Below are 20,310 nucleotides of genomic sequence, written 5' to 3' on the forward strand. Positions count from 1 at the left end.
AATTGTTGCGCCGAAGCGGTGAAAGGAGGAGCGATTACGCGGCCGAGTGCTCCAGAGTTGTACATCTCCAACGCTGCCAACAGGCGGTACTGCGAACGTGTCGCGGATCACTAGCTTTCTTCTCAGCTTCGGCAGAGGGCGCCGAAGCGAGAGGAGCACATCCGTGAAGATTCGCGCACTTCTCGTCGGACTGCTCGCCACGGCCGCTGCCGCGCTCGGCACGGCCGGGACGGCGGCAGCCACCCCTGCGAGCCCCGGTGACGTCGGCACGATGATCGTCGGCGGCACCAACGCCACCCAGACCTACTCGTTCATGGTGTCCCTGCAGAACACCTCGGGCGGGCACTTCTGCGGCGGCTCCCTGATCAAGGCGAACTGGGTCGTGACGGCCAAGCACTGCGTCCAGGGCAAGTCCCCGGCGTCGATCCGCGCCAGGATCGGCACCACCAACCGCACCAGCGGCGGCAGCTACGTGGGCGCGGCCGCGATCCACACCCACCCGAGCTACGACATGGCCCTGGTGCGCCTGGCCAGTTCCGTGACCCAGACGCCGATCAAGGTCGCGGCCAGCTCGGGCGCGGTGGGCACCGCCACCCGCATCATCGGCTGGGGCCAGACCTGCGCGAGCCCCGGCGGCTGCGGCGCGCCGGTCACCTTGCAGGAGCTGAACACCTCGATCGTCGCGGACGGCTCGTGCAGCGGCATCTACGGCTCGGTGGAGATCTGCACCGGCAACCCCGGCGGCACCGCGGGCGCCTGCTACGGCGACTCCGGCGGTCCGCAGATCAAGATGGTCAGCGGCCAGTGGGAGCTGATCGGCGCCACCAGCCGCTCCGGCGGCGGTTCGACCTGCGCCGTGCGGCCGTCGATCTACGAGGACGTCCCCGCTTTCCGCAGCTGGATCAGCGGTCTCGCGGGCGCCGTCTGACACCGGTGTCCGGGGTGGCCCGCCGCACTCCGGCGGGTCACCCCTCCGGTGCGTCCGGGTCATCCCGGCGCACGGTGCGCCAGGCCGCCCTCTGCGCCGTTGGAGGGACGCCGCATTCGATTCCCCTTTTGTCGGTACCACCCAATTCGGAACGAGCGTTTACTTTTCGTGCATCCCGGTTGAGGGCGCCGGGATGGGAGGGGCGTGAACACCATGAGAATGCGTGCTCTGCTCACCGCGGTCGTCGCAGTCGCGACCACCCTGTTCGGTCAGGGAATGGCTTCCGCGACTCCGGCCGGTGATGTCGGTTCCCGGATCGTCGGTGGCGGCGATGCCACCGAGACGTACTCGTTCATGGCGTCGATGCAGGCCAAGGCGACCGGCGCGCACCGCTGCGGCGCCTCCCTGATCGCGCCGCAGTGGCTGGTCACCGCGGCGCACTGCGTCGCCCAGCAGAACCCCGCCGACTACCAGTTCCGCGTCGGCAGTACCAGCCGCACCGCGGGCGGTGAGCTGGCCAGTGCGGACAGGTTCGTCCAGCACCCCTGGTACATCCCGGTCTTCCTGGGCTGGAACGACATCGCCGTGGTGCACTTGACGGCACCCGTCAAGGCCGCGCCGATCGCGATCGCCGACGCCTCCCCCGCCGCGCAGACGGCCGCCCGGATCATCGGCTGGGGCCTGACCTGCCCGGAGCGCGGCTGCGGCCAGCCCCCGGTCACCCTCCAGGAGCTGAACACCAGGATCGAGGCCGACAGCTCGTGCTCGGCCATCCCGTTCGACGCGCAGCACGAGCTCTGCGTCGACGCCCCGGACAACACCGCGAGCGCCTGCTTCGGCGACTCCGGCGGGCCCGCGCTGCTGAAGGCGGCCGGGACGTGGCGGCTGGCCGGGGCGACCAGCCGGGGGCAGAGCCTGCGGTGCACCTCCGGCGACACGATCTACAGCGATGTCACGGCCCACCGCGCCTGGATCACCCAGCAGGTCGGATCGATTCCGTAAAGGCCACCGAGACGGCTGGGGCCCGCAACCCTGCGGCGGGCCCCAGCCCCTTTCCGCGTTTGCACCTTGATCATTACGGGTAAATCCCAGGTGAAGGCAACCCAGGCCGGATCCGTCGCGTCATGGAATACGAGCCAACATCGGAGTGGCTCGTGCTGGTGCCGGTTCCGGCAGATCTTGGGGGTGCGACGTGCACGTGCGTAAGACCGTGATGGCCATGGCGACGCTGACCGCGACAGGGCTCTTGCTGACAGCCTGCGGCGGCGGGGCCGACGTGCGCAACGCCGCGCAGCAGGACCCCTTGACCAGTTCCTCGCCGGCTCAGCCGACGACGTCCTCGTCGAGCACGCAGCCGACGACGACCACCCCGTCGAGCTCCACGCAGCCGAAGCCCTCCGAGCAGCCCAAGCCCAAGCCGGAACCCAAGCCGGAGCCGAAGCCGACCGGCGAGGCCCCGTGCACCAACATCGCGGCGAGGGCGTGCGTCGACCTCTCGGCGAACAAGTCCTGGCTGCTGGACAACGGCAAGGTCGTCTACGGGCCGGTGCCGATCACCCACGGACGCAAGGGCTACCGGACCCCGCCCGGCAGCTTCCGGGTGTTCCACAAGAACAAGAACCACAAGAGCAGCATCTTCAACAACGCTCCGATGCCGAACTCGGTGTTCTTCAACGGCGGCATCGCCTTCCACCAGGGCAGCCTTCGCCAGACCTCGCACGGCTGCATCCACCTGTCGCCCGCGGCCTCGCAGAAGTACTTCAGCTACCTCGGCTACGGCGACGTGGTCCAGGTCGTTCCGTAGGCGTGGCACCACGAAGGGGCGTCTCCGGTGCGGAGGCGCCCCTTGTCACATGTTGCTGGAGTGCCCGGGGAACAGGTGCGCGTCGGGGTTGAGCGCGACCGCGATGTTGTTCACCGCCGTCGCCGCCTCGCCGAAGCCGGTCGCGATGAGCCGGACTTTTCCTTGGTACTGCGCGACATCCCCGGCCGCGTAGACGAGCGGGCGCGAGGTCCGGCCGGTGGAGTCGGTGAGCACGGTGCGCTTGTCCAGCTCAAGCCCCCACGACTCGATCGGCCCGAGGTCCGCGGTGAAGCCGAGCGCGGCGACCACGGCCTGCGCGGGCAGCTCGGAGGTCTCGCCGTTCTTCGCCTTGACGCGCACCGACGCGAGCGGATCGCCGACCAGTTCGACGACCTCGGTGTCGACGATGATCGGCACGCCGCGTTCGCGGACCTGGCGCACGGTCGCCTGGTGCGCCCGGAAAACCGCCCTGCGGTGGACGACGGTGACGCTGGCGGCGATCGGGTGCAGCGCGAGCGCCCAGTCGAAGGCCGAGTCCCCGCCGCCGACGATCACCACATCCTGTCCACTGTGGACAGCCAGCTCGGGGACGAAGTACACGACACCCCGGTCGCCCGCGGGCAGCGGACGCGGCCGGAACTCGCCGAGCCCCGCGGTGACCAGCACCGCCCCCGCCGACACCGAACTGCCGTCGGCCATCCCGACGAGCAGCCGACCGTCCACATCGGACAGTGTGCGGGCCTTGCGGCCGAGCAGGTAGGTCGGCCGGTACTGCCCGGCCTGCTCGACGAGCGCCGTGATCAGGTCGCGCCCGCGCACGGCGGGGAACCCGGCGACGTCGTAGATCATCTTCTCCGGGTACATCGCGGTGACCTGCCCGCCCGGCTCCGGCAACGAGTCGACCAGCGTGACCCTGAGGTCCCGGAAGCCGGCGTAGTAGGCGGCGAACAGCCCCGTGGGTCCCGCACCGACGATCAGCAGGTCGGTGTCGATGCTCGATCCCGCAAGCGGATCTTCGGCGTCGATGCTCGACCCCGCAAGCGGATCTTGGGTGTCGATGCTCGTCTGAACGTCCACACACACCTCCAGGAGTTGCCGACACTACGTGCTGCTCCTCACGCTGCCCAGTCCTGATGATCGGAGAACACTGCGGGTATGGCTGAGCACGAGTACCGGATCGAGCACGACACGATGGGTGAGGTGCGGGTCCCCGCACAGGCGCTGTGGCGCGCGCAGACACAACGCGCGGTGGAGAACTTCCCGATCTCCGGCCGAGGGCTGGAGAGGGCCCAGATCCGGGCACTCGGACTGGTCAAGGCCGCGTGCGCGCGGGTCAACGGGCGGCTCGGCGTGCTGGAGGCCGACCTCGCCGAGGCCATCGCCGCGGCCGCGGACGAGGTCGCCGAAGGCCGCCACGACGAGCACTTCCCCGTCGACGTCTTCCAGACCGGCTCCGGCACGTCCTCCAACATGAACGCCAACGAGGTCATCGCCACGCTGGCCACCCGGGCGCTGTCGATGCTCGACCCCGCGAGCGGATCTTCGGTCGGTCGGGACGTGCACCCCAACGACCACGTGAACGCCTCCCAGTCGTCCAACGACGTCTTCCCCACCACCATCCACCTCGCCGCGACCGAGGCGGTCACGGCCGACCTGCTGCCGTCCCTCGCGCACCTCCTCGCGACCCTGGAGCGTCGCGCGCAGGACTGGTCCGAGGTGGTCAAGGCGGGCCGCACGCACCTGATGGACGCCGTCCCGGTGACGCTGGGCCAGGAGGCCGGCGCGTGGGCGACGCAGATCCGCCACGGCATCGAGCGGCTGCGCGAGTGCGTGCCCCGGCTCGGCCAGCTCGCGATCGGCGGCACCGCGGTCGGCAACGGGCTGAACACCCCGCACGGGTTCGGGGCCGCCGTGGTCGCGGAGCTGGTCGAGCGGACCGGGCTGGACGTGCGCGAGGCGAGCGACCACTTCGAGGCCCAGGGCTCGCGGGACGGGCTGGTGGAGGCTTCCGGCCAGCTCCGCGCGCTCGCGGTGAGCCTGTTCAAGATCGCCAACGATCTGCGCTGGCTGGGCAGCGGGCCGCGCACCGGCCTCGCCGAGCTGGCCCTGCCGGACCTGCAGCCGGGTTCGTCGATCATGCCGGGGAAGGTGAACCCGGTGATCTGCGAGGCGACGATGATGGTGGCGGCGCAGGTGATCGGCAACGACGCCACGGTGGCGTTCTCCGGGACACAGGGCAACTTCGAGCTCAACGTGATGATGCCGGTGATGGCCCGCAACGTCCTGGAGTCGACGCGGCTGCTCGCGGCCACCGCCACGCTGCTGGCGGACAAGGTCCTCGTCGGCGCGGAACCGGACGTCGAGCGCGCGCGGGAGTACGCGGAGTCCTCGCCGTCGATCGTCACACCGCTGAACCGCTACCTCGGTTACGAGGAAGCGGCCAGCATCGCGAAGCAGTCCTTGAAGGAGCGCAAGACGATCCGCGAAGTCGTGGTGGAGCGCGGGCACGTCTCCGCTGGGCGGATCACCGAGGAACAGCTGGACGAAGCTCTGGACGTTCTTCGCATGGCCCGTGGGGGTCGCTGACGGGAGGTGGGGTGCGTGACGCGCGTAGACCGATCACGCACCCCGTCGCCACAACGACCGCGCCGAGCACCGCGACCACGGTGAGTTCCTGTTGCCCGAGCGCGACCGTCGCGAGCAACCCGAACACCGGAACGAGCCCGACCATCACCGCCGCGTTCGCCGCACCGAGCACTGAAACGCAGTAGTACCAGACAACGAACGCCACTGCGGTCACCATCACCGCGAGGAACAGGATCGCGAACAGCTCGGCGCTCGTCGGCATCGGCCAGCTGCCCCAGAAGCTGATGACCGCAGAGCCGACAGCCGCGACCACGCACGAATACGCCGACACGGCAACGACTCCGAGTCGTGCGATGACGCCGACCGCGAACAACGTGAAGGCCGCCTCGCCGAACATCGCGAGCAGCGCCAGCACGAGCCCTGGCCCGTGCCACGCGCCGCCACCGGAGAGGATCACCACGCCCACCACGACGAGCGCGGCGCCCGCGACCGCCTTCAACACCGGGCGTTGCCTCGTCAGCAGCGGAGCGACGATGGCGATCACAAGCGGGCTACCGCCGATGACAGCCGCCACAAAGCCGCCTTCCGCGTACTGCTGCGCGTAGAGCACCGCGGCGCTGAAGCCGACCATTCCGGTCGCCGCGGTCGCGGTCAGCGCGAACACGTCGCGAAGTGACGGGCGCGGCAACGGCCTGCGGCGCACAACCATGAAGCCGAGCAGAAGAACCGCGGCGATGGCGTAGCGAACCGCCTGGCCCGGGAACAACGGATAGTCGGCGAGCAAGGCGGTGACCGGCACCATGCTGCCGAGCATCACGGCGGTCGCCACACCGGCGAGCACCCCACTGGTCCGAGAACGTGTCATGCCGTCAGCCTGACGCCGAAGTGGACCAGGATTAAGCTCCACTTTGATGGCGCAGAATTGGACCACTTTGCGGGAGCTCCTGCTCCCTGCCCTCGACGGCTCGCCGCGGTCGACCGAACGCGCGCTCCGGGCGGCGGTGCGCTCCGGTGGGCTGCGCGCGGGCACCCGGCTGCCGTCGAGCCGGGACCTGGCCGCGCAGCTCGGTGTCTCGCGAGGCACGGTGACCGCGGCGTACGAGCAGCTGGTCGCGGAGGGGTACTTGATCAGCAAGCGCGGTTCGGGAACGCGAGTCGCCGACGCGGTGAACACGGCCGTCGCTCCGCAGGACACCCCGGTCGCGACCACAAGGCAGTGGCGCTACGACCTGCGCTCCGGCTTGCCCGCGCTGGGCATGTTCCCCAGAGCGGCTTGGTTGGCCGCGGCACGGGCCGCGTTGGCCGAGTTGCCCGACGCCGCACTGGGCTATCCGGATCCGGCGGGGCTCGCTGAGCTCCGCGCCGAGTTGGTCGGCTACCTCGGCCGCGTCCGTTCCGTGGTCGCAGCGCCGAGCGACGTGCTGGTCACACACGGCGCGTCCGAAGGCATGGCACTGCTCGCGAACGTCTTGCACCGCAACGGACACGCGAGCATCGCCGTTGAGCACCCGAGCCATGAGGGGCAGGCGAACCTCCTGCGCTCGCATGGCCTGCACGTGGTCCCGATCGCCGTGGACGAACACGGGTTGCGGGTTGCGGACCTTGAGGCCACAGATTGCCGTGCGGTCCTCGTGACGTCCGCGCACCAATTCCCGCTTGGCGTCGCCCTGAGCCCCGAGCGACGGCACGCGCTGCTCGCGTGGGCGCGTGCGCGAGACGGCTTGGTGATCGAGGACGACTACGACGCCGAGCACCGCTACGACAGGCCCGCGGTCGGCGCCATGCAGGCGATGGACCCGTCGCGCGTGGTGTACATGGGCAGCGTCAGCAAGACGCTCGCGCCCGCGTTGCGCCTGGGATGGCTCGTCGCGCCCAGCCGTCTTTCGCAGGCACTGGTGAACCGGAAGCTCATGCACGACCTGGGCTGCGGGCCGCTGCCCCAGGCGACGTTCGCCCGGTTCCTGCGAGAGGGCGGTTACGACAGGCACCTGCGCCGGACCCGCCTGGCGTACCGGGAACGACGGGACGCGCTGCTGTCCGCGATCCGCGCGCACTTCCCGTCGTGGTCGGTCGTGGGCATCGCGGCAGGGCTGCACCTGGTGGTCCGGCTGCCCGAGGGGACGGACGACGACGAGGCCCAAGACCGTTTGGCGGCGCGGGGAATCCACGCGCTGGCGCTGTCGAAGCACTCCTGGGGGCTGCCCTCGCCGTATCCGGGGCTCGTGCTCGGGTACGCGGCGCTGAGCCCGGACCGGCTGCGGGCGGCGGTGGCGGAGATGGCGGCCGCGCTCGCCTGAACCAGGAGGGGGGTTGCGGTCAGCGCCTCGGGGAACCGCTGACCGCAACCCCATGTTCCGGTCTCATCCCGCGCTCGGCGGCTGCGGAGGAGGGCGCGCTCAGCCGAGGGGATCCAGGAGACCGGATGGCCTGGTCACCGCAGGTCGCAACGGGTCGTCGGGGGCGACCCGCCGGACGCGGCTCAGTCGGTCAGTGCACTGTGGATCTCCCTGAGATGACTGCACGGCCAGGCCGGGCGTCGCCCGACCACATTCCTCCGGCACCCCTCACAACGCCCCTTGTTATCCTTGCTGTGCCGATCGAGAATCCACTGCCAGCCCAATGTGAGATGCAGCAGCGGCGGATACTCGCTCCGATGCAGCCGGCCGCTCTGAACCAGGGCCAGCAGACCGTCGTGCCCGCGTCCGATTCGCTTGAGTATGTCGAAGTAGACGCGTTCATCGGGATCGGGCGCACTCTCGGCAGGACAACGGAGCCTGTGCATCCCACTCATTTCGACTCACCCTCCGCGGCTCGTGGAGCAGTGGGCATCATGCACCCGGCATCCACGGTCAATCGCGAAATCAGCTCGCACAGCTCGCCGAAGTCGAACACCCCGGCGCCGCCGGGCGGAGCGACGAGAACAATGGCGCCCGGCTTCTTGATGACGCCGAAGTCACTGCTTCGGCCATAGGCATCAGTGCAGGGAGTAATCCAGTCAACACCTCTGCCGGAGGAACCATCCACACCGCTGTCGACCAGAACCATGTTCAACCACTCCTTCAGATATCCGAGCCGACCGGAATCAAGAGACGCCAGGTCCCGCCCACAATGACTGCCCAATGCACGCCATGTCGCGCGATCCGAACGAGGGAACGGGCCAGCCCGGCCTCGATTCCACCCATTCAAGATAGACGAAGGCGATCACCATTGAAACGTCTATATGAGTGACGTTCGTTGCACGGTGCAGCATTTGCAAACTCGCACGTCAGCGCATAGGCAACGGACCGAAAAAATAACCCGAGGACCTTTCATTTACGCCAAAGCCGCTGCTGGGCGCTGAAAAGTACGTACAAATACGCCATCCCGTAGGCCGAACGACATGAAGGCTGATGGGCCGATGGGGAAAACGTCCTCCGGACGGAGAGCACCCGAACGGACGCGCGAGTGTCGGACCCCCGGCTCATGATGTGTCCATGTTGCTCGCCGAGGTCGTCACCACGTCAACGACGGTGGGCGCCACCCGCTCCCGCCGCGCGAAGACCACCGCGCTCGCGGACTTGCTGCGCGGTGCGCTCGATCCCGTTCTCGCCGGGCTGGTCGTCGCGCTGCTGGTCGGCGTGCCGCGCCAGGGGAAGATCGGCGTCGGCTGGCGGCTGCTGTCCGAGCTGAAGGCCCCGCCCGCGCCGGAGCCGGGCCTTTCACTGTCCGATGTGGACGATTACCTGCAGCGCGTTTCGGAGGTCGCGGGCAAGGGCTCTACCGAGCGCAGGAAGGGACTGCTGACCGAGCTGTTCGCGCGCGCCACCGAAGCCGAGCAGCAGTTCCTGTTCCGGTTGCTCGTCGGCGAGCTGCGCCAGGGCGCTCTGGAGGGCGTCATGGTGGACGCGGTGGCCGCCGCCTACGAGGTGCCGGCCGAAGCCGTGCGGCGAGCTCTGATGCTCAGCGGCGACCTGGCGGCGACGGCGGTGGCGGCCCGCGCAGGCGGTGAGCCGGGGCTGGCCGCGTTCCGGCTGGAGCTGGGCAGGCCGGTGCGGCCGATGCTCGCCTCGCCCGCGGAGTCGCTGGAGGAGGCCGTCGCCGAACTGGGCTCCTCCAGCGTGGAGTACAAGCTCGACGGCGCACGCGTCCAGGTGCACCGCGACGGCGACGAGGTGCACGTCTACACCAGAACCCTGCGGGAGATCACCGCGAGCGTCCCGGAGCTGGTCGACCTGGTGCGGGCGCTGCCGTGCCGGTCGGTGGTCCTCGACGGCGAGACGCTGGCGCTGACCGACGACGGCAGGCCGCGGCCGTTCCAGGAGACGATGAGCCGGTTCGGCGCGGCCGACCCGCGAGAGCTGTTGCTGCGCCCGTACTTCTTCGACGTGCTGCACCTCGACGGGGAGGACCTGCTGGACGCTCCGCTGCGGGAGCGCCTGGCGGCGCTGGAGGAGGTCGCGGGCGAGCACCGCATACCGTCCACAGTGGACCCGACGGCCGAGGAGGCGTCGGCGCTGCTGGACGCCGCGCTCACGGCCGGGCACGAGGGGGTGATGGTCAAGGCGCTGGACTCCGCCTACGCGGCGGGCAGGCGGGGCCGGGCGTGGCAGAAGGTGAAGCCGGTGCACACGCTCGACCTGGTGGTGCTGGCCGCGGAGTGGGGGCACGGCAGGCGGACCGGGTTGCTGTCCAACCTGCACCTCGGCGCGCGCGATCCGGACGGCGGGCCACCGATCATGGTCGGCAAGACCTTCAAGGGGCTGACCGACGAGCTGCTCGCCTGGCAGACGAAGGAGTTCCAGGAACGGGAGGTGCGCAGGGACGCCTACACCGTGCACCTGCGCCCGGAGCTGGTGGTGGAGATCGAGCTGGACGGAGCGCAGGTCAGCCCGCGCTATCCCGGCGGCGTGGCACTCCGCTTCGCGCGGGTGCTCCGGTACCGGCCGGACAAGGACCCCTCCGACGCCGACACCATCGACGCCGTCCGCGCCCTCCTCGTCGGCACGTGACCCGTGACCGCGGGGGTACGGGAAACCCCAGGACGGGATCGGGGGCTTCCCTGATCCCCCGCGAGCCGGGCGAGCGGCAGAGTTGTCCGTGACGGAACCGGCCACCCGCAGGAGGATCACGTGGCACGCAGCAGGGGGGCGATGACCGCGATCGCGGTGGCGCTGGGAGCGCTCGCGCTGGTCGCGTGCGATACGCGGCCGCAGAAGAACGGCGCGGAACCCGCCGCCACGACCACCTTCCAGTTCCCCGGCCAGGACCTGCGCGTGCACGTCCTCGACCGGGGCGACATCTCCATCGAACGCGGCACCGAACGATCCCTCGAAGTCACCCGGCACCGGACGGGCGGGGCGCCCGACCGGGTGAACCGGCTCCTGCTGGAGAACTCCGACCTGTGGCTGGACGACGGCTGCCCGGAGTCCGCGCGGGGCATCTGCGACAACCGCTACGTCCTCAAGGTACCGCCGAAGGTGAACCTGGTGGTGACCGTGGCGACCGGCGACGCCCACGTGGACAACGTCGAGGGCGGGCTGGACCTGAAGGTGGACCGCGGTGACGTGCGGGTCAACCGGGCCGCGGGCGCGCTCAAGATCGCCGCGCGGGACGGGGACGTCTCGTTGAGCGCGCTCAGCGGTGCGCAGGCCGAGGTGAACGCGGAGCACGGCGATGTCTGGGCCGGCTTCTCCGCGCCGCCGACCAAGGTCGACTTCCAGGTGGCGCGCGGCGACGTGCGGGTCGAGCTGCCCGCCGGGCAGGAGCGCTACCGCCTCGACGTGCGCCCCGAGAAGGGCGAACTGCACTCCGGCGTGGACAGCGACGCGGCGAGCGAGCGCTCCGTCCGGGTGGCCGCCGGGGCGGGCGACATCTCCCTGTCGAGGGGGCACGGATGATCCGCCTCGGTGTGCTCGCCCCGCTCGCGGTCCTCGGCGCGGTGCTCGCCGGCTCCGGACTCCTCGGCGCGCCCGCCGCGGACGGCGAGCCCGACCGGCCACCGGTCGAGGTGATCGAGACCGGCTCGGTCCTCCACGCTGACCTGCACGGCCCCGGAACCGGGGTGACTGGCACCATCTTGTCCGAGCGCGTCACGGCGATCAGGGGGACGACATGAGCCTGATGAGCGGCACCACGAGCTACCGCGCGATCGTCGTCCTGGTCTCCTCCGCCGACCGGGCGCACCACCGGCCCGAGTACGAACGGATGGACCTGCTGCTCAACGCCGCCTCGCCGGAGGAGGCCTACGACAAGGCGGAGCTGCACGGCAAGGCCATGGGCACCGTCACCCGCGGCCCGCACGGCCCGGTCTTCTGGTCCCTGCTGCGCGTGCTCGACGTGCGGGAGCTCGGCTCGGCGCCCGCCGACCGGCCGCGGTACGTGGTGCCGTCGGTGCCGTCGCACGCGGCATAGGAGCTTCCTCGCACCGGCGGCGGGGAGCCGGTCACGCGGGTACGCTCACCTGTTCGTGCGCTTCCTCGACGGGCATGAGCCCCGCTACGACCTGACCTACGACGACGTCTTCCTCGTGCCGGGGCGCTCCGGTGTCGAGTCCAGGTTCGACGTCGATCTGTCCACTGTGGACGGCACAGGTGCCACGATCCCCATCGTGGTGGCCAACATGACCGCCGTCGCGGGCCGCAGGATGGCCGAGACGGTGGCCCGCCGCGGCGGGCTGGTGGTGCTGCCGCAGGACGTCGCCCCGGAGGCGGTCGCCGAGATCGTCGGGTGGGTCAAGGCCCGCCACCCGGTCTGGGACACGCCCCTGGTGCTGCACCCGCACGACGCGGTCGCCGACGCGGTGAACCTGCTGCCCAAGCGCGCCCACCACGCGGTGGTCGTGGTCGACGACGCGCACCGCCCGGTCGGGATCGTCACCGAGGAGTCCTGCACCGGGGTGGACCGCTTCACCCGGCTCGGCGAGGTCGCCGACTCCGAACTGGTCACGTTGCCGCTGGAGACCGCACCGCGCGAGGTCTTCGAGGCGCTGCACGGCCGCTCCGGCCAGCTCGCGCTGGCCGTGGACGGCGACGGCAGGCTGGCGGGCGCCCTGACGAGCGTGGGCGCGCTGCGAGCCGAGATCTACCGGCCCGCGCTGGACGGTCTCGGGAGGCTGCGCGTCGCCGCGGCCGTCGGGGTCAACGGCGATGTCGCCGCGAAGGCCCGCGAGCTGCTGGAGGCGGGCGTCGACGCGCTGATCGTGGACACCGCGCACGGCCACCAGGAGAAGATGATCAGCGCGCTGAAGGCCGTGCGCGCCGTCGCCCCGGACGTGCCGGTGGTGGCGGGCAACGTGGTCACGGCGGAGGGCGTGCGCGATCTCGTCGACGCGGGCGCTGACGTGATCAAGGTCGGCGTCGGTCCGGGTGCCATGTGCACGACGCGGATGATGACCGGAGTCGGCCGCCCGCAGTTCTCCGCGGTCGCGGAGTGCTCGGCGCAGGCGCGGCGGCTCGGCAGGCACGTGTGGGCCGACGGCGGTGTCCGGCACCCGCGCGACGTGGCGTTGGCGCTGGCCGCCGGAGCCGCGTCGGTGATGGTCGGCTCCTGGTTCGCCGGCACCTACGAGTCCCCCGGCGACCTGCTGCGCGACGAGGCGGGCCGGGCGTACAAGGAGTCCTTCGGCATGGCGTCCAAGCGGGCCGTCAGCGCCCGGACCCGCAGCGACAACGCCTTCGACCGAGCGCGCAAGGCGTTGTTCGAGGAGGGCATCTCCACCTCGCGGATGCGGCTGGACCCGCACCGGCCCAGCGTCGAGGACCTGCTCGACTCGATCTGCTCCGGCGTGCGCTCGGCCTGCACCTACGCGGGCGCGCACACCTTGGAGGAGTTCCACGAGCGCGCCGTGCTCGGCATGCAGTCCGCCGCGGGCTTCGCCGAAGGACGCCCGCTCCCCTCCGGCTGGTGACCGAGGACCGGCCCACCCAACGGGAAGCGGCCCCCGCCGGGCATGGCGGGGGCCGCTTCCGTTGCCGCGTCAGGAGATGATGTCACCTTCCAGGAGGTCGGTGACCAGGGCCGCGATCGGCGAGCGCTCCGAGCGGGTCAGCGTGACGTGCGCGAAGAGCGGATGCCCCTTCAGCTTCTCGATCACCGCCGCGATGCCGTCGTAGCGGCCGACCCTGAGGTTGTCGCGCTGGGCGACGTCGTGGGTGAGCACCACCCGTGACCCCGCGCCGAGCCGGGACAGCACCGTCAGCAACACGTTGCGCTCCAAGGACTGCGCCTCGTCCACGATCACGAACGAGTCGTGCAGCGACCGTCCGCGGATGTGGGTCAGGGGCAGCACTTCGAGCATCCCGCGGTCCATGACCTCGTCGATGACGTCCTTGCCCGCCAAGGCGCCGAGCGTGTCGAAGACCGCCTGCGCCCACGGCTGCATCTTCTCGGCCTCCGAGCCGGGCAGGTACCCCAGCTCCTGGCCGCCGACCGCGTAGACGGGCCGGAACACCACGACCTTGCGGTGCTGCCGGCGCTCCATCACCGCCTCCAGGCCCGCGCACAGCGCCAGCGCCGACTTGCCGGTTCCGGCCCGCCCGCCGAGCGAGACGATGCCGATGTCCGGGTCCAGCAAGAGGTCCAGCGCGATCCGCTGCTCCGCCGACCGGCCGTGCAGCCCGAACGCCTCCCGGTCCCCGCGCACCAGCCGCACGCGCTTCTCGGGGGTCACCCTGGCCAGCGCGCTGGCCGAACCCGCGAGCAGCCGCAGGCCGGTGTGGCACGGCAGGTCCCGGACGTCGTCGTGGTCGATCACGCTCTCCTTGAAGAGCGCGTCGATGGTCGCCGAGTCCACCTCCAGGTCGGCCATGCCGGTCCAGCCGGACGGCGTCACGTCCTGCGCGCGGTACTCGTCGGCGTCCAGGCCGACCGCACCCGCCTTGACCCGCAACGGCATGTCCTTGGTGACCAGCGTGACGGCGAGGCCCTCCGCCGCCAGGTTCAGCGCGCACGCGAGGATCCTGGCGTCGTTGGAGTCCGTCCGGAACCCCGGCGGCAGCACCGAGGGATCGGAGTGGTTGAGCTCGACGTGCAGGACTCCGCCCTGCTCGCCGACCGGCACCGGGGTGTCCAGCCGGCCGTGCCGCAACCGCAGTTCGTCGAGCAGGCGCAACGCCTCTCTCGCGAACCAGCCCAGTTCGGGGTGGTGTCGCTTCCCCTCCAACTCCCCGACCACGACGAGCGGCAGCACCACGGCGTGCTCGGCAAACCGGGTTATCGCCCAGGGGTCGGACAGGAGCACCGAAGTGTCGATCACGTAGGTGCGCTGGGGGACGGAGCCTTCGCCCTCGTCCTGCTTCGGTGTGGTCCTGGAAGTGTTGGAGGAACTGCTGTTCGCCTGCGCCTGGGAACGTCGTGCTGTCACGGCAACTCCCTCACGAACGCGGCGTCCGCGTCCGCTTACCTCGGTGGGCCGGGCATCCGCCCCTGGTGCTCCCGTGGTGCGTGAAACCGGTGGATCCGGCTTCACACCCCGCGTTCGCGAGGGCCGGGCGCCGGCCCCCTCGGGTGTCGTGTGGACGGAGTGACCGTCACGCAGTAGACAACCAAGACCAGGGCCTCCCGGGGCAGGCCGTTTCGGACACGACCTACCACATCGGAAGTTACCCCCGAACACCGACCCCACGCAGAGAGCCACACAGGTGATTCGCTAGATCGTCATCGCAACGCTACGTACCGCTTACACGGCGGACGCCGCCCGCGAGAGGCCCTGCTCAGAGCGCCTGCGACGGACCCGAATCGACTACAGCGGGTAACTTCTCCAGCCAACTCCGCGGTCCCGCGTGCTGCACCCGGAGCCCGGCGACGCGGGTGGCAAACGCCAGGTGATCAGCAACTTTCCCGCCGTCCCAGCCGCCGGCGGCCACCGCGTGGGCGAAGGCGCCGTGGAACACGTCACCGGCACCCAGCGTGTCCTGAACCGATACGACCGGCACCGGAACCTCACCGCGGAGGTCGTCGCGCCACCACACGATCGGATCATGTCCCCGGGTCATCGCCCCAACGGCCACCCGTTCGCCGAGCGCCCGAATTGTCCGTTCTTCCTGCTCACAATTCGGTAACCGGTAATCACCGGAGCACACCGCGACGTCCACCCAGTCCAACAGCTGCTCGTGGTGCGGCTTGTAGCGACCGGCGTCGAAGACCACGACGACGCCGAGCCGGGCCGCGGTCTGGGCCGCCGCCAGCGCGAGCCGGGGGTGGTGCCCGTCGATCAGCAGCACGTCCGCCGCCGACACCAGCTGCGTCAGCTCGGCGGGCGGGCACGGGTCGACGCCGCGGGCGTCGGCGGACACGACACTGCGCTCGCCGGTGCCCTCGTGCACCGAGATCGCGGAGACCCCGGGCGCCTCGATGCGGTCGGGCGTGGCGTCGCGGACGCTGATCCGGAACTCCGTCAGCTCGTCCCGGACGGAGTGCGCCAGCGGATGCGAGCCGAGAGCGGTCAGGAGCGTGACCCGCGATCCCAGGGCCGCGGCGGTGACGGCCGCGTTCGTCGCGGGCCCGCCCGCGGCCACGTCCTGCCGGGTCGCGGTGAGCTTGGTGTTCGCCGCCGGGAAGACCGGGACGCGGTGCACCACGTCGACCGTCGCCAGGCCGACGCACAGCACCGCTCCGGCCCGATCAGCCGCCATGCGCGACCACCGGAACGGCCGCGGCGAGCTCTTCGCGCACGGTCATCGGCACCAACGGCTCGTCGAGCAGCCTGCGATAGCGCTCCGCGAGGGGCTGGCCGCCGGGGCGGGCGTCCAGCCACGCGCGCAGCAGCCGGTAGCCCTCTACATAGGTCGTCGTGTACGCGCGCCACAGCGGGTCGGACAGGAAGCGCAGCATCTGCTTGGCCCGCGCCTCGCTGACCAGCAGCCAGCGCTGGAGGAACGCCGAGACCTCGTCCGGATCGGCACCGTGGTGGTGCAGCATCAGCGCCGCGTCCTGCCGCACGGACAGCAGAGCGCCGACCGCGCCCTCCATCCGCTCGACCTGCTCACCCTCCATCCGCAGGCCGAAGTCGCCGAGGATCTCCTGGGTCCACGGTCCCCAGCCCGCGCCGACGAGCGCGTGCAGGCCCAGGTCGGCCAGTCCCTCCGCCATCAGGCACTGCGGGGTGTTCACCAGGAAGATCGTCTGCTCGGTCTGGCCGTGCTCGCCGACGAGCCCGGCCTCCTTGCGGCAGTGCTCGGTGTGATGGCCCGGGTAGGACTCGTGCGCGATCAGGTGCGGCAGGTTCGCCATCCGGTGCCCGAGGTCGGCGTTGATCGCGACCTTCGAACGGTAGTCGCCGAGGTAGTAGTTGAACCCGCTCCACGGCTTGTCGGTGACCACTTCGTACTGGACGGTCTCCTGCTCCGGCAGCCCGAAGACAGTGCGCGCCTTGTCCCGCAGCACGCTGGAGAGCGCGTGCACGCACGACTCCAGCTTCTCCGCGGGCACCTCGTCGCGCTTGCGGAAGGCGCTGAGGCGTTCGCGGAGCGAGCCGTCACCGGGCAGCAGCCGGTCCAGCTCCCGGTGCGCCTCGCGGTAGCCGTCCTCCTCGCCGCGGGAGATCCGGACCTGGAAGTAGGCCTCGACCTCGTCGACGAAGCCGACGTCCTGACCGGCGAGCTTGCGGCCTGAGCACTCCAGTGCGACCAGGTGGGCGTCGAGGAAGCGGACGCGCTCGGGCGCGAGGTCGATCCCAGCCAGCTCGCCGCGCAGGTCCCTGGCGCGGGCGGCCAGAGCCGACGGATCCGGCGCGGGCTCGTTCTCGACCTGCCTGCGCAACGCGGGATCGCCCGTGTAGGCGTCGACGAAGCCCTCGACGAGCCGGTCGAACCGCAGGCCGAGCAGCAGGTACTCGCGAACGAGCTGGGTTCCCTCCACGGAGGGGGAGCCTACGAGCCCGTGCTAGTTCCCGAAACGGCGGTGCCGCGCGCCGAACTCGCGGAGCGCGCGGAGGAAGTCGACGCGGCGGAAGTCCGGCCAGTACGCGTCGCAGAACCAGAACTCCGAGTGGGCCGACTGCCAGAGCAGGAAGCCGGACAGGCGCTGTTCGCCGGAGGTGCGGATGACCAGGTCGGGATCGGGCTGGCCGGAGGTGTAGAGGTGCTCGGCGATGTGGTCGACGTCGAGGACCTCGGCCAGCTCCTCGATGCTGGTGCCCTCTTCGGCGTGCTTGAGCAGCAGCTTGCGCACGGCGTCGGCGATCTCCTGCCGCCCGCCGTAGCCGACGGCGATGTTGACCTGCATGCCGGTGCGGTTCTTGGTGCGCACGGAGGCCGCGGAGATGCGGTGGGCGAAGTCCTCCGGCAGCTTGTCCAACGCGCCGACGATGCGCACCTGCCACGGCGTCTCCGGCGCGGCCAGCTCCTCGACCACCCCCGCGATGATCTCCAGCAGCGGCTTGAGCTCGGACTCCTCGCGGTTGAGGTTGTCGGTGGACAGTAACCAGAGCGTCGCGACCTCGACCCCGGCGTCCTGGCACCAGTTCAGCAGGTGTGCGATCCGGTCGGCGCCCGCGCGGTGGCCGTCGTTGACGTCCTCCAGCCCGGCCTCGCGGGCCCAGCGGCGGTTCCCGTCGAGCATGACGCCGACGTGCCGAGGGTGCTGCTGGCCGACGATGGCCCGGCTGAGCCGCCATTCGTAGCCCTTGTAGACGATGTCCCGGGCCCGTTTCCACAACCGCGTTTCGCGCACACCCACGTCTGAAAAGGGTACGCCCGGTGTAGGACGCGCCCGAACCGGCCACACTCGACGCATGAGCGGACACGGAGAGTCAACGATGATGGAGCAGGTCCTGCGGTCCATGCGGACGATCGCGGTGGTGGGCGCGAGCGACCGCCCCGACCGGCCGAGCCACGGCGTGGCGACCTACCTCCAGCGCGCGGGTTTCCGGGTGTTCGCGGTCAACCCGAAGCTGTCGGGTGAGCTGTTCGGCAACCCCGTCTACGCCGCGCTCGAAGACATCCCCGAGCCGATCGACGTCGTGGACGTCTTCCGCCGCCCGGAGGACGTGCCGCCCGTGGTGGAGTCGGCGATCGCCGTCCGCGCCAAGGCTGTCTGGCTCCAGCTGGGCATCACCAACGCCAATGCCGAAGCGAGGGCGCGAGACGCGGGCCTGTCGGTCGTCGCCAACCGCTGTCTCAAGGTGGAGCACGCGCGCCTACCGTGACACCGTGGTCCGCGAATGCCGCGTTTGGTGCGTTTTCCGCCTGAATGAGTCATTCAGTGCGTAAGGCCGCCGCGGCAGGGGACCAGGAATGTGAGATCGACCCAGGTTACTTGCACGTAACCTACGGTGCCGTAACCTTGGGGGTGTGACCATGGAATCCCTTGCCACCACGGTGGAACCGGACTTCGAGAAGCCGCGGATGCGGGGCTGGATCCACTTCTGGTCCTTCTGGATCTCGTTCGCCACCGGTGCCACGCTGATCGCGCTCGCCGCGTCCACCGTCGGCGCGAAGGCCGCCTTCGGCACCTCGGTGTACGCGGTGACCGTGCTCGGCCTGTTCGGGATCAGCGCGCTCTACCACCGGCGGGACTGGCTGACCAGCCAGGCGCGGGTGTGGATGAAGCGGCTGGACCACTCGATGATCTTCGTGTTCATCGCGGGCACCTACACGCCGTTCTCCCTGCTGGCGATGCCACCGGCGACCGGGACGACCGTGCTCGCGGTGGTCTGGGGCGGCGCCGTCGCCGGTGTGGCGCTGAAGCTGGCGTGGCCGACAGCGCCGCGCTGGCTGGGCACGCCGATCTACATCGCGCTGGGCTGGGTGGCGGTGTTCGTGCTGCCGGACATCCTGACCACCGGCGGCGTCACCGCGCTGGTGCTGCTGCTGGTCGGCGGCGCGTTCTACACGATCGGCGGCGTGCTCTACGCGACTTCGTGGCCGAACCCGTGGCCGAAGACCTTCGGGCACCACGAGTTCTTCCACGCCGCGACCGTGCTCGCCGCGATCTGCCACTACGTGGCGATCTGGTTCGTCATGTACCCGTAGGCGGCAGCTTCGCGGTGGCCGCCGCGGCCAGGTCGACGGCGGTCGCGCAGCGCTGGTCGAGCGGCTGGTCGCCGCTGACGCGGATGCTCACCAGCTCGATGCGCTTCGCGTACGCGCGATGCGGCACGCGGACCGCGCAGGTGTCCTCGTCCTCGTCTTCTTCCTGTTTGTAGTACGCCTCGCGGCGCTGCCCGATCGAAGATCACCGACACTCCGGCGGTGGGCGTGCACCACCGGCGTTCCCAGTCGCCGAAGGCGGTGTCCGGGCGGTTCGGATCGACGCCGGGAACCCGCTTGAGCGCCTCGGCGTCGAGCAGCCCGCAGGCGTTCAGCGTGGCGAGCGAGTTCGGCGGGAACGGCACCGCGCGGCGCGGTATCCCCTCGTCCCGTTCGAGCACCGAAACGGCGTGGCCGGAAACGACCTCGGCCAGAGCGCACAGGTTCGTCGAACCCCGCTTCGGCCGCCTCACCTGGACGACGACGCGGTTCCGGTCGGCGAGGACGATCGTGTGCTCGCAGAGGGTGCCGGTGTAGGGCTCGCGGGCGATCTCCAACTCGCCCCGTTGTTCGAGCTGGCCGGGCGGCTTCAACCCCGGCGGCAACGGTCCTCCAGGTGCAGCCGGACGCGCGATCAACTGATCCGCCACGCGGCCGGATGGTACTGGCGGCGCACGTGGCGTCCGCCCGCCCGTAGGGTGCGCAGGCGTGAAAGCCCGCCGCTACCTGGATTGTTGCTCTGCTCCCGCATTGGAGCGGCTGCGTGTCCTGGACCAGTCGACGCATGATCTCGAAGCCGTCATGCGGTGCACCGCGTGCGGCTCGTACTGGTTCTACCGCTTCTTGGAGCACGTCAACTGGGCAGGCGGTGACGACGACCTGAACAGCTGGTTCGCCCCGCTCAGCGAAGCCGAGGGGACGAACCTGCTGGAGGCGGCCGATCGCGGCAGCATGGACCTGTCCTTCCTGAGCACCCGGGCGAGCTGGGTCGACGACAACGACGGCGTGCGTCGCGTCCCCGGCGTGCCCGGCTACCGCCGCTGAGA

At 70.5% G+C, this 20,310-nt stretch carries 21 protein-coding genes; 13 read left to right on the forward strand and 8 right to left on the reverse strand.

The genetic code is table 11. The annotated features are described in order from the left end of the window. Positions 1–163: 163 nt before the first annotated feature. From BLT28_RS24205 to BLT28_RS24215, 3 genes are all read left to right on the forward strand, one after another. Positions 164–928, forward strand: a complete 765-nt coding sequence (locus BLT28_RS24205) for a S1 family peptidase (protein ID WP_030427613.1) — start codon at positions 164–166, stop codon at positions 926–928. Positions 929–1,141: 213 nt separating this feature from the next. Continuing rightward, positions 1,142–1,930, forward strand: coding sequence for a S1 family peptidase (locus tag BLT28_RS24210; protein WP_030427612.1), 789 nt, complete (start codon positions 1,142–1,144; stop codon positions 1,928–1,930). Between the two features lie 196 nt (positions 1,931–2,126). Then, positions 2,127–2,732: a L,D-transpeptidase gene (locus BLT28_RS24215; RefSeq protein ID WP_322788462.1), complete on the forward strand. Its 606-nt coding sequence runs from the start codon at positions 2,127–2,129 to the stop codon at positions 2,730–2,732. A 45-nt stretch (positions 2,733–2,777) separates the two neighbouring features. Here BLT28_RS24215 and BLT28_RS24220 read toward each other — a convergent pair whose 3' ends face one another. Continuing rightward, a complete protein-coding gene (locus BLT28_RS24220) occupies positions 2,778–3,725 on the reverse strand; it encodes an NAD(P)/FAD-dependent oxidoreductase (RefSeq protein WP_030427610.1) in 948 nt (315 codons plus the stop codon). Between the two features lie 162 nt (positions 3,726–3,887). Between BLT28_RS24220 and BLT28_RS24225 the strand changes: the two genes are divergently transcribed. Next, the gene (locus tag BLT28_RS24225; protein WP_030427609.1) at positions 3,888–5,318 is read left to right on the forward strand and encodes a class II fumarate hydratase; all 1,431 of its coding nucleotides are present in this window, start codon (positions 3,888–3,890) and stop codon (positions 5,316–5,318) included. Here BLT28_RS24225 and BLT28_RS24230 read toward each other — a convergent pair. Further along, a complete protein-coding gene (locus BLT28_RS24230; protein ID WP_043810255.1) occupies positions 5,257–6,183 on the reverse strand; it encodes a DMT family transporter in 927 nt (308 codons plus the stop codon). The two genes, BLT28_RS24225 and BLT28_RS24230, sit on opposite strands and share 62 nt — an antisense overlap. Positions 6,184–6,229: 46 nt before the next feature. On the opposite strand from BLT28_RS24230, the gene pdxR reads away from it, so the two are divergent. Beyond that, on the forward strand, positions 6,230–7,615 hold the full coding sequence (gene pdxR / locus BLT28_RS24235; RefSeq protein WP_030427607.1) for a MocR-like pyridoxine biosynthesis transcription factor PdxR: 1,386 nt from the start codon (positions 6,230–6,232) through the stop codon (positions 7,613–7,615). 490 nt (positions 7,616–8,105) lie between these two features. Here the strand turns inward: pdxR and BLT28_RS40415 are convergent, their stop codons facing one another. Further along, positions 8,106–8,363: a hypothetical protein gene (locus tag BLT28_RS40415; RefSeq protein ID WP_156050548.1), complete on the reverse strand. Its 258-nt coding sequence runs from the start codon at positions 8,361–8,363 to the stop codon at positions 8,106–8,108. Between the two features lie 428 nt (positions 8,364–8,791). Between BLT28_RS40415 and BLT28_RS24240 the strand changes: the two genes are divergently transcribed. From BLT28_RS24240 to BLT28_RS24260, 5 genes are all read left to right on the forward strand, one after another. Beyond that, positions 8,792–10,306: an ATP-dependent DNA ligase gene (locus BLT28_RS24240; RefSeq protein WP_030427606.1), complete on the forward strand. Its 1,515-nt coding sequence runs from the start codon at positions 8,792–8,794 to the stop codon at positions 10,304–10,306. Positions 10,307–10,426: 120 nt separating this feature from the next. After that, positions 10,427–11,194, forward strand: coding sequence for a DUF4097 family beta strand repeat-containing protein (locus BLT28_RS24245; protein WP_156050546.1), 768 nt, complete (start codon positions 10,427–10,429; stop codon positions 11,192–11,194). Further along, the gene (locus BLT28_RS24250) at positions 11,191–11,412 is read left to right on the forward strand and encodes a hypothetical protein (RefSeq protein WP_030427604.1); all 222 of its coding nucleotides are present in this window, start codon (positions 11,191–11,193) and stop codon (positions 11,410–11,412) included. Before BLT28_RS24245 ends, BLT28_RS24250 begins: the two co-directional genes overlap by 4 nt. Then, positions 11,409–11,708, forward strand: a complete 300-nt coding sequence (locus tag BLT28_RS24255; RefSeq protein ID WP_156050544.1) for a DUF4288 domain-containing protein — start codon at positions 11,409–11,411, stop codon at positions 11,706–11,708. The genes BLT28_RS24250 and BLT28_RS24255 overlap by 4 nt, the downstream gene beginning before the upstream one ends. A 55-nt stretch (positions 11,709–11,763) precedes the next feature. Beyond that, entirely contained in the window at positions 11,764–13,203 is a 1,440-nt protein-coding gene (locus BLT28_RS24260) for a GuaB1 family IMP dehydrogenase-related protein (RefSeq protein WP_030427602.1), read from the forward strand. Positions 13,204–13,272: 69 nt separating this feature from the next. Here BLT28_RS24260 and BLT28_RS24265 read toward each other — a convergent pair whose 3' ends face one another. The 4 genes from BLT28_RS24265 to BLT28_RS24280 all read right to left on the reverse strand — a co-directional run bounded on the left by BLT28_RS24265 (position 13,273) and on the right by BLT28_RS24280 (position 17,966). After that, the gene (locus BLT28_RS24265) at positions 13,273–14,550 is read right to left on the reverse strand and encodes a PhoH family protein (protein ID WP_407638824.1); all 1,278 of its coding nucleotides are present in this window, start codon (positions 14,548–14,550) and stop codon (positions 13,273–13,275) included. A 457-nt stretch (positions 14,551–15,007) separates the two neighbouring features. After that, a complete protein-coding gene (locus BLT28_RS24270; RefSeq protein ID WP_043810253.1) occupies positions 15,008–15,928 on the reverse strand; it encodes a PfkB family carbohydrate kinase in 921 nt (306 codons plus the stop codon). Continuing rightward, complete coding sequence (locus BLT28_RS24275) at positions 15,918–17,153, reverse strand: hypothetical protein (protein ID WP_030427599.1); 1,236 nt, start codon at positions 17,151–17,153, stop codon at positions 15,918–15,920. The genes BLT28_RS24270 and BLT28_RS24275 overlap by 11 nt, the downstream gene beginning before the upstream one ends. Positions 17,154–17,177: 24 nt before the next feature. Beyond that, positions 17,178–17,966 carry an isoprenyl transferase gene (locus tag BLT28_RS24280; RefSeq protein ID WP_407638825.1) on the reverse strand — a complete coding sequence of 263 codons (789 nt, stop codon included), beginning with the start codon at positions 17,964–17,966 and terminating at the stop codon, positions 17,178–17,180. Between the two features lie 61 nt (positions 17,967–18,027). On the opposite strand from BLT28_RS24280, the gene BLT28_RS24285 reads away from it, so the two are divergent. Continuing rightward, entirely contained in the window at positions 18,028–18,441 is a 414-nt protein-coding gene (locus tag BLT28_RS24285) for a CoA-binding protein (RefSeq protein WP_030427597.1), read from the forward strand. A 151-nt stretch (positions 18,442–18,592) separates the two neighbouring features. After that, positions 18,593–19,267, forward strand: a complete 675-nt coding sequence (trhA, locus tag BLT28_RS24290; RefSeq protein ID WP_043810252.1) for a PAQR family membrane homeostasis protein TrhA — start codon at positions 18,593–18,595, stop codon at positions 19,265–19,267. Here the strand turns inward: trhA and BLT28_RS40420 are convergent. After that, complete coding sequence (locus BLT28_RS40420) at positions 19,234–19,914, reverse strand: hypothetical protein (RefSeq protein ID WP_156050542.1); 681 nt, start codon at positions 19,912–19,914, stop codon at positions 19,234–19,236. The genes trhA and BLT28_RS40420 overlap by 34 nt on opposite strands. 58 nt (positions 19,915–19,972) lie before the next feature. Between BLT28_RS40420 and BLT28_RS24300 the strand changes: the two genes are divergently transcribed. Next, complete coding sequence (locus BLT28_RS24300; RefSeq protein WP_156050540.1) at positions 19,973–20,308, forward strand: hypothetical protein; 336 nt, start codon at positions 19,973–19,975, stop codon at positions 20,306–20,308. Positions 20,309–20,310 lie beyond the last annotated feature (2 nt).

Source organism: Allokutzneria albata, from assembly GCF_900103775.1.
GTDB classification, from domain to species: domain Bacteria; phylum Actinomycetota; class Actinomycetes; order Mycobacteriales; family Pseudonocardiaceae; genus Allokutzneria; species Allokutzneria albata.

Coding starts and splice junctions, on each gene's coding strand:
- BLT28_RS24230 (WP_043810255.1), bottom strand. CDS start 6,183: ATGACACGTTCTCGGACCAGTGGGGTGCTCGCCGGTGTGGCGACCGCC.
- BLT28_RS24285 (WP_030427597.1), top strand. CDS start 18,028: ATGAGCGGACACGGAGAGTCAACGATGATGGAGCAGGTCCTGCGGTCC.
- BLT28_RS24255 (WP_156050544.1), top strand. CDS start 11,409: ATGAGCCTGATGAGCGGCACCACGAGCTACCGCGCGATCGTCGTCCTG.
- BLT28_RS24270 (WP_043810253.1), bottom strand. CDS start 15,928: ATGGCGGCTGATCGGGCCGGAGCGGTGCTGTGCGTCGGCCTGGCGACG.
- BLT28_RS24240 (WP_030427606.1), top strand. CDS start 8,792: ATGTTGCTCGCCGAGGTCGTCACCACGTCAACGACGGTGGGCGCCACC.
- BLT28_RS24250 (WP_030427604.1), top strand. CDS start 11,191: ATGATCCGCCTCGGTGTGCTCGCCCCGCTCGCGGTCCTCGGCGCGGTG.
- BLT28_RS40415 (WP_156050548.1), bottom strand. CDS start 8,363: ATGGTTCTGGTCGACAGCGGTGTGGATGGTTCCTCCGGCAGAGGTGTT.
- pdxR (WP_030427607.1), top strand. CDS start 6,230: ATGGCGCAGAATTGGACCACTTTGCGGGAGCTCCTGCTCCCTGCCCTC.
- BLT28_RS24210 (WP_030427612.1), top strand. CDS start 1,142: ATGAGAATGCGTGCTCTGCTCACCGCGGTCGTCGCAGTCGCGACCACC.
- BLT28_RS24225 (WP_030427609.1), top strand. CDS start 3,888: ATGGCTGAGCACGAGTACCGGATCGAGCACGACACGATGGGTGAGGTG.
- trhA (WP_043810252.1), top strand. CDS start 18,593: ATGGAATCCCTTGCCACCACGGTGGAACCGGACTTCGAGAAGCCGCGG.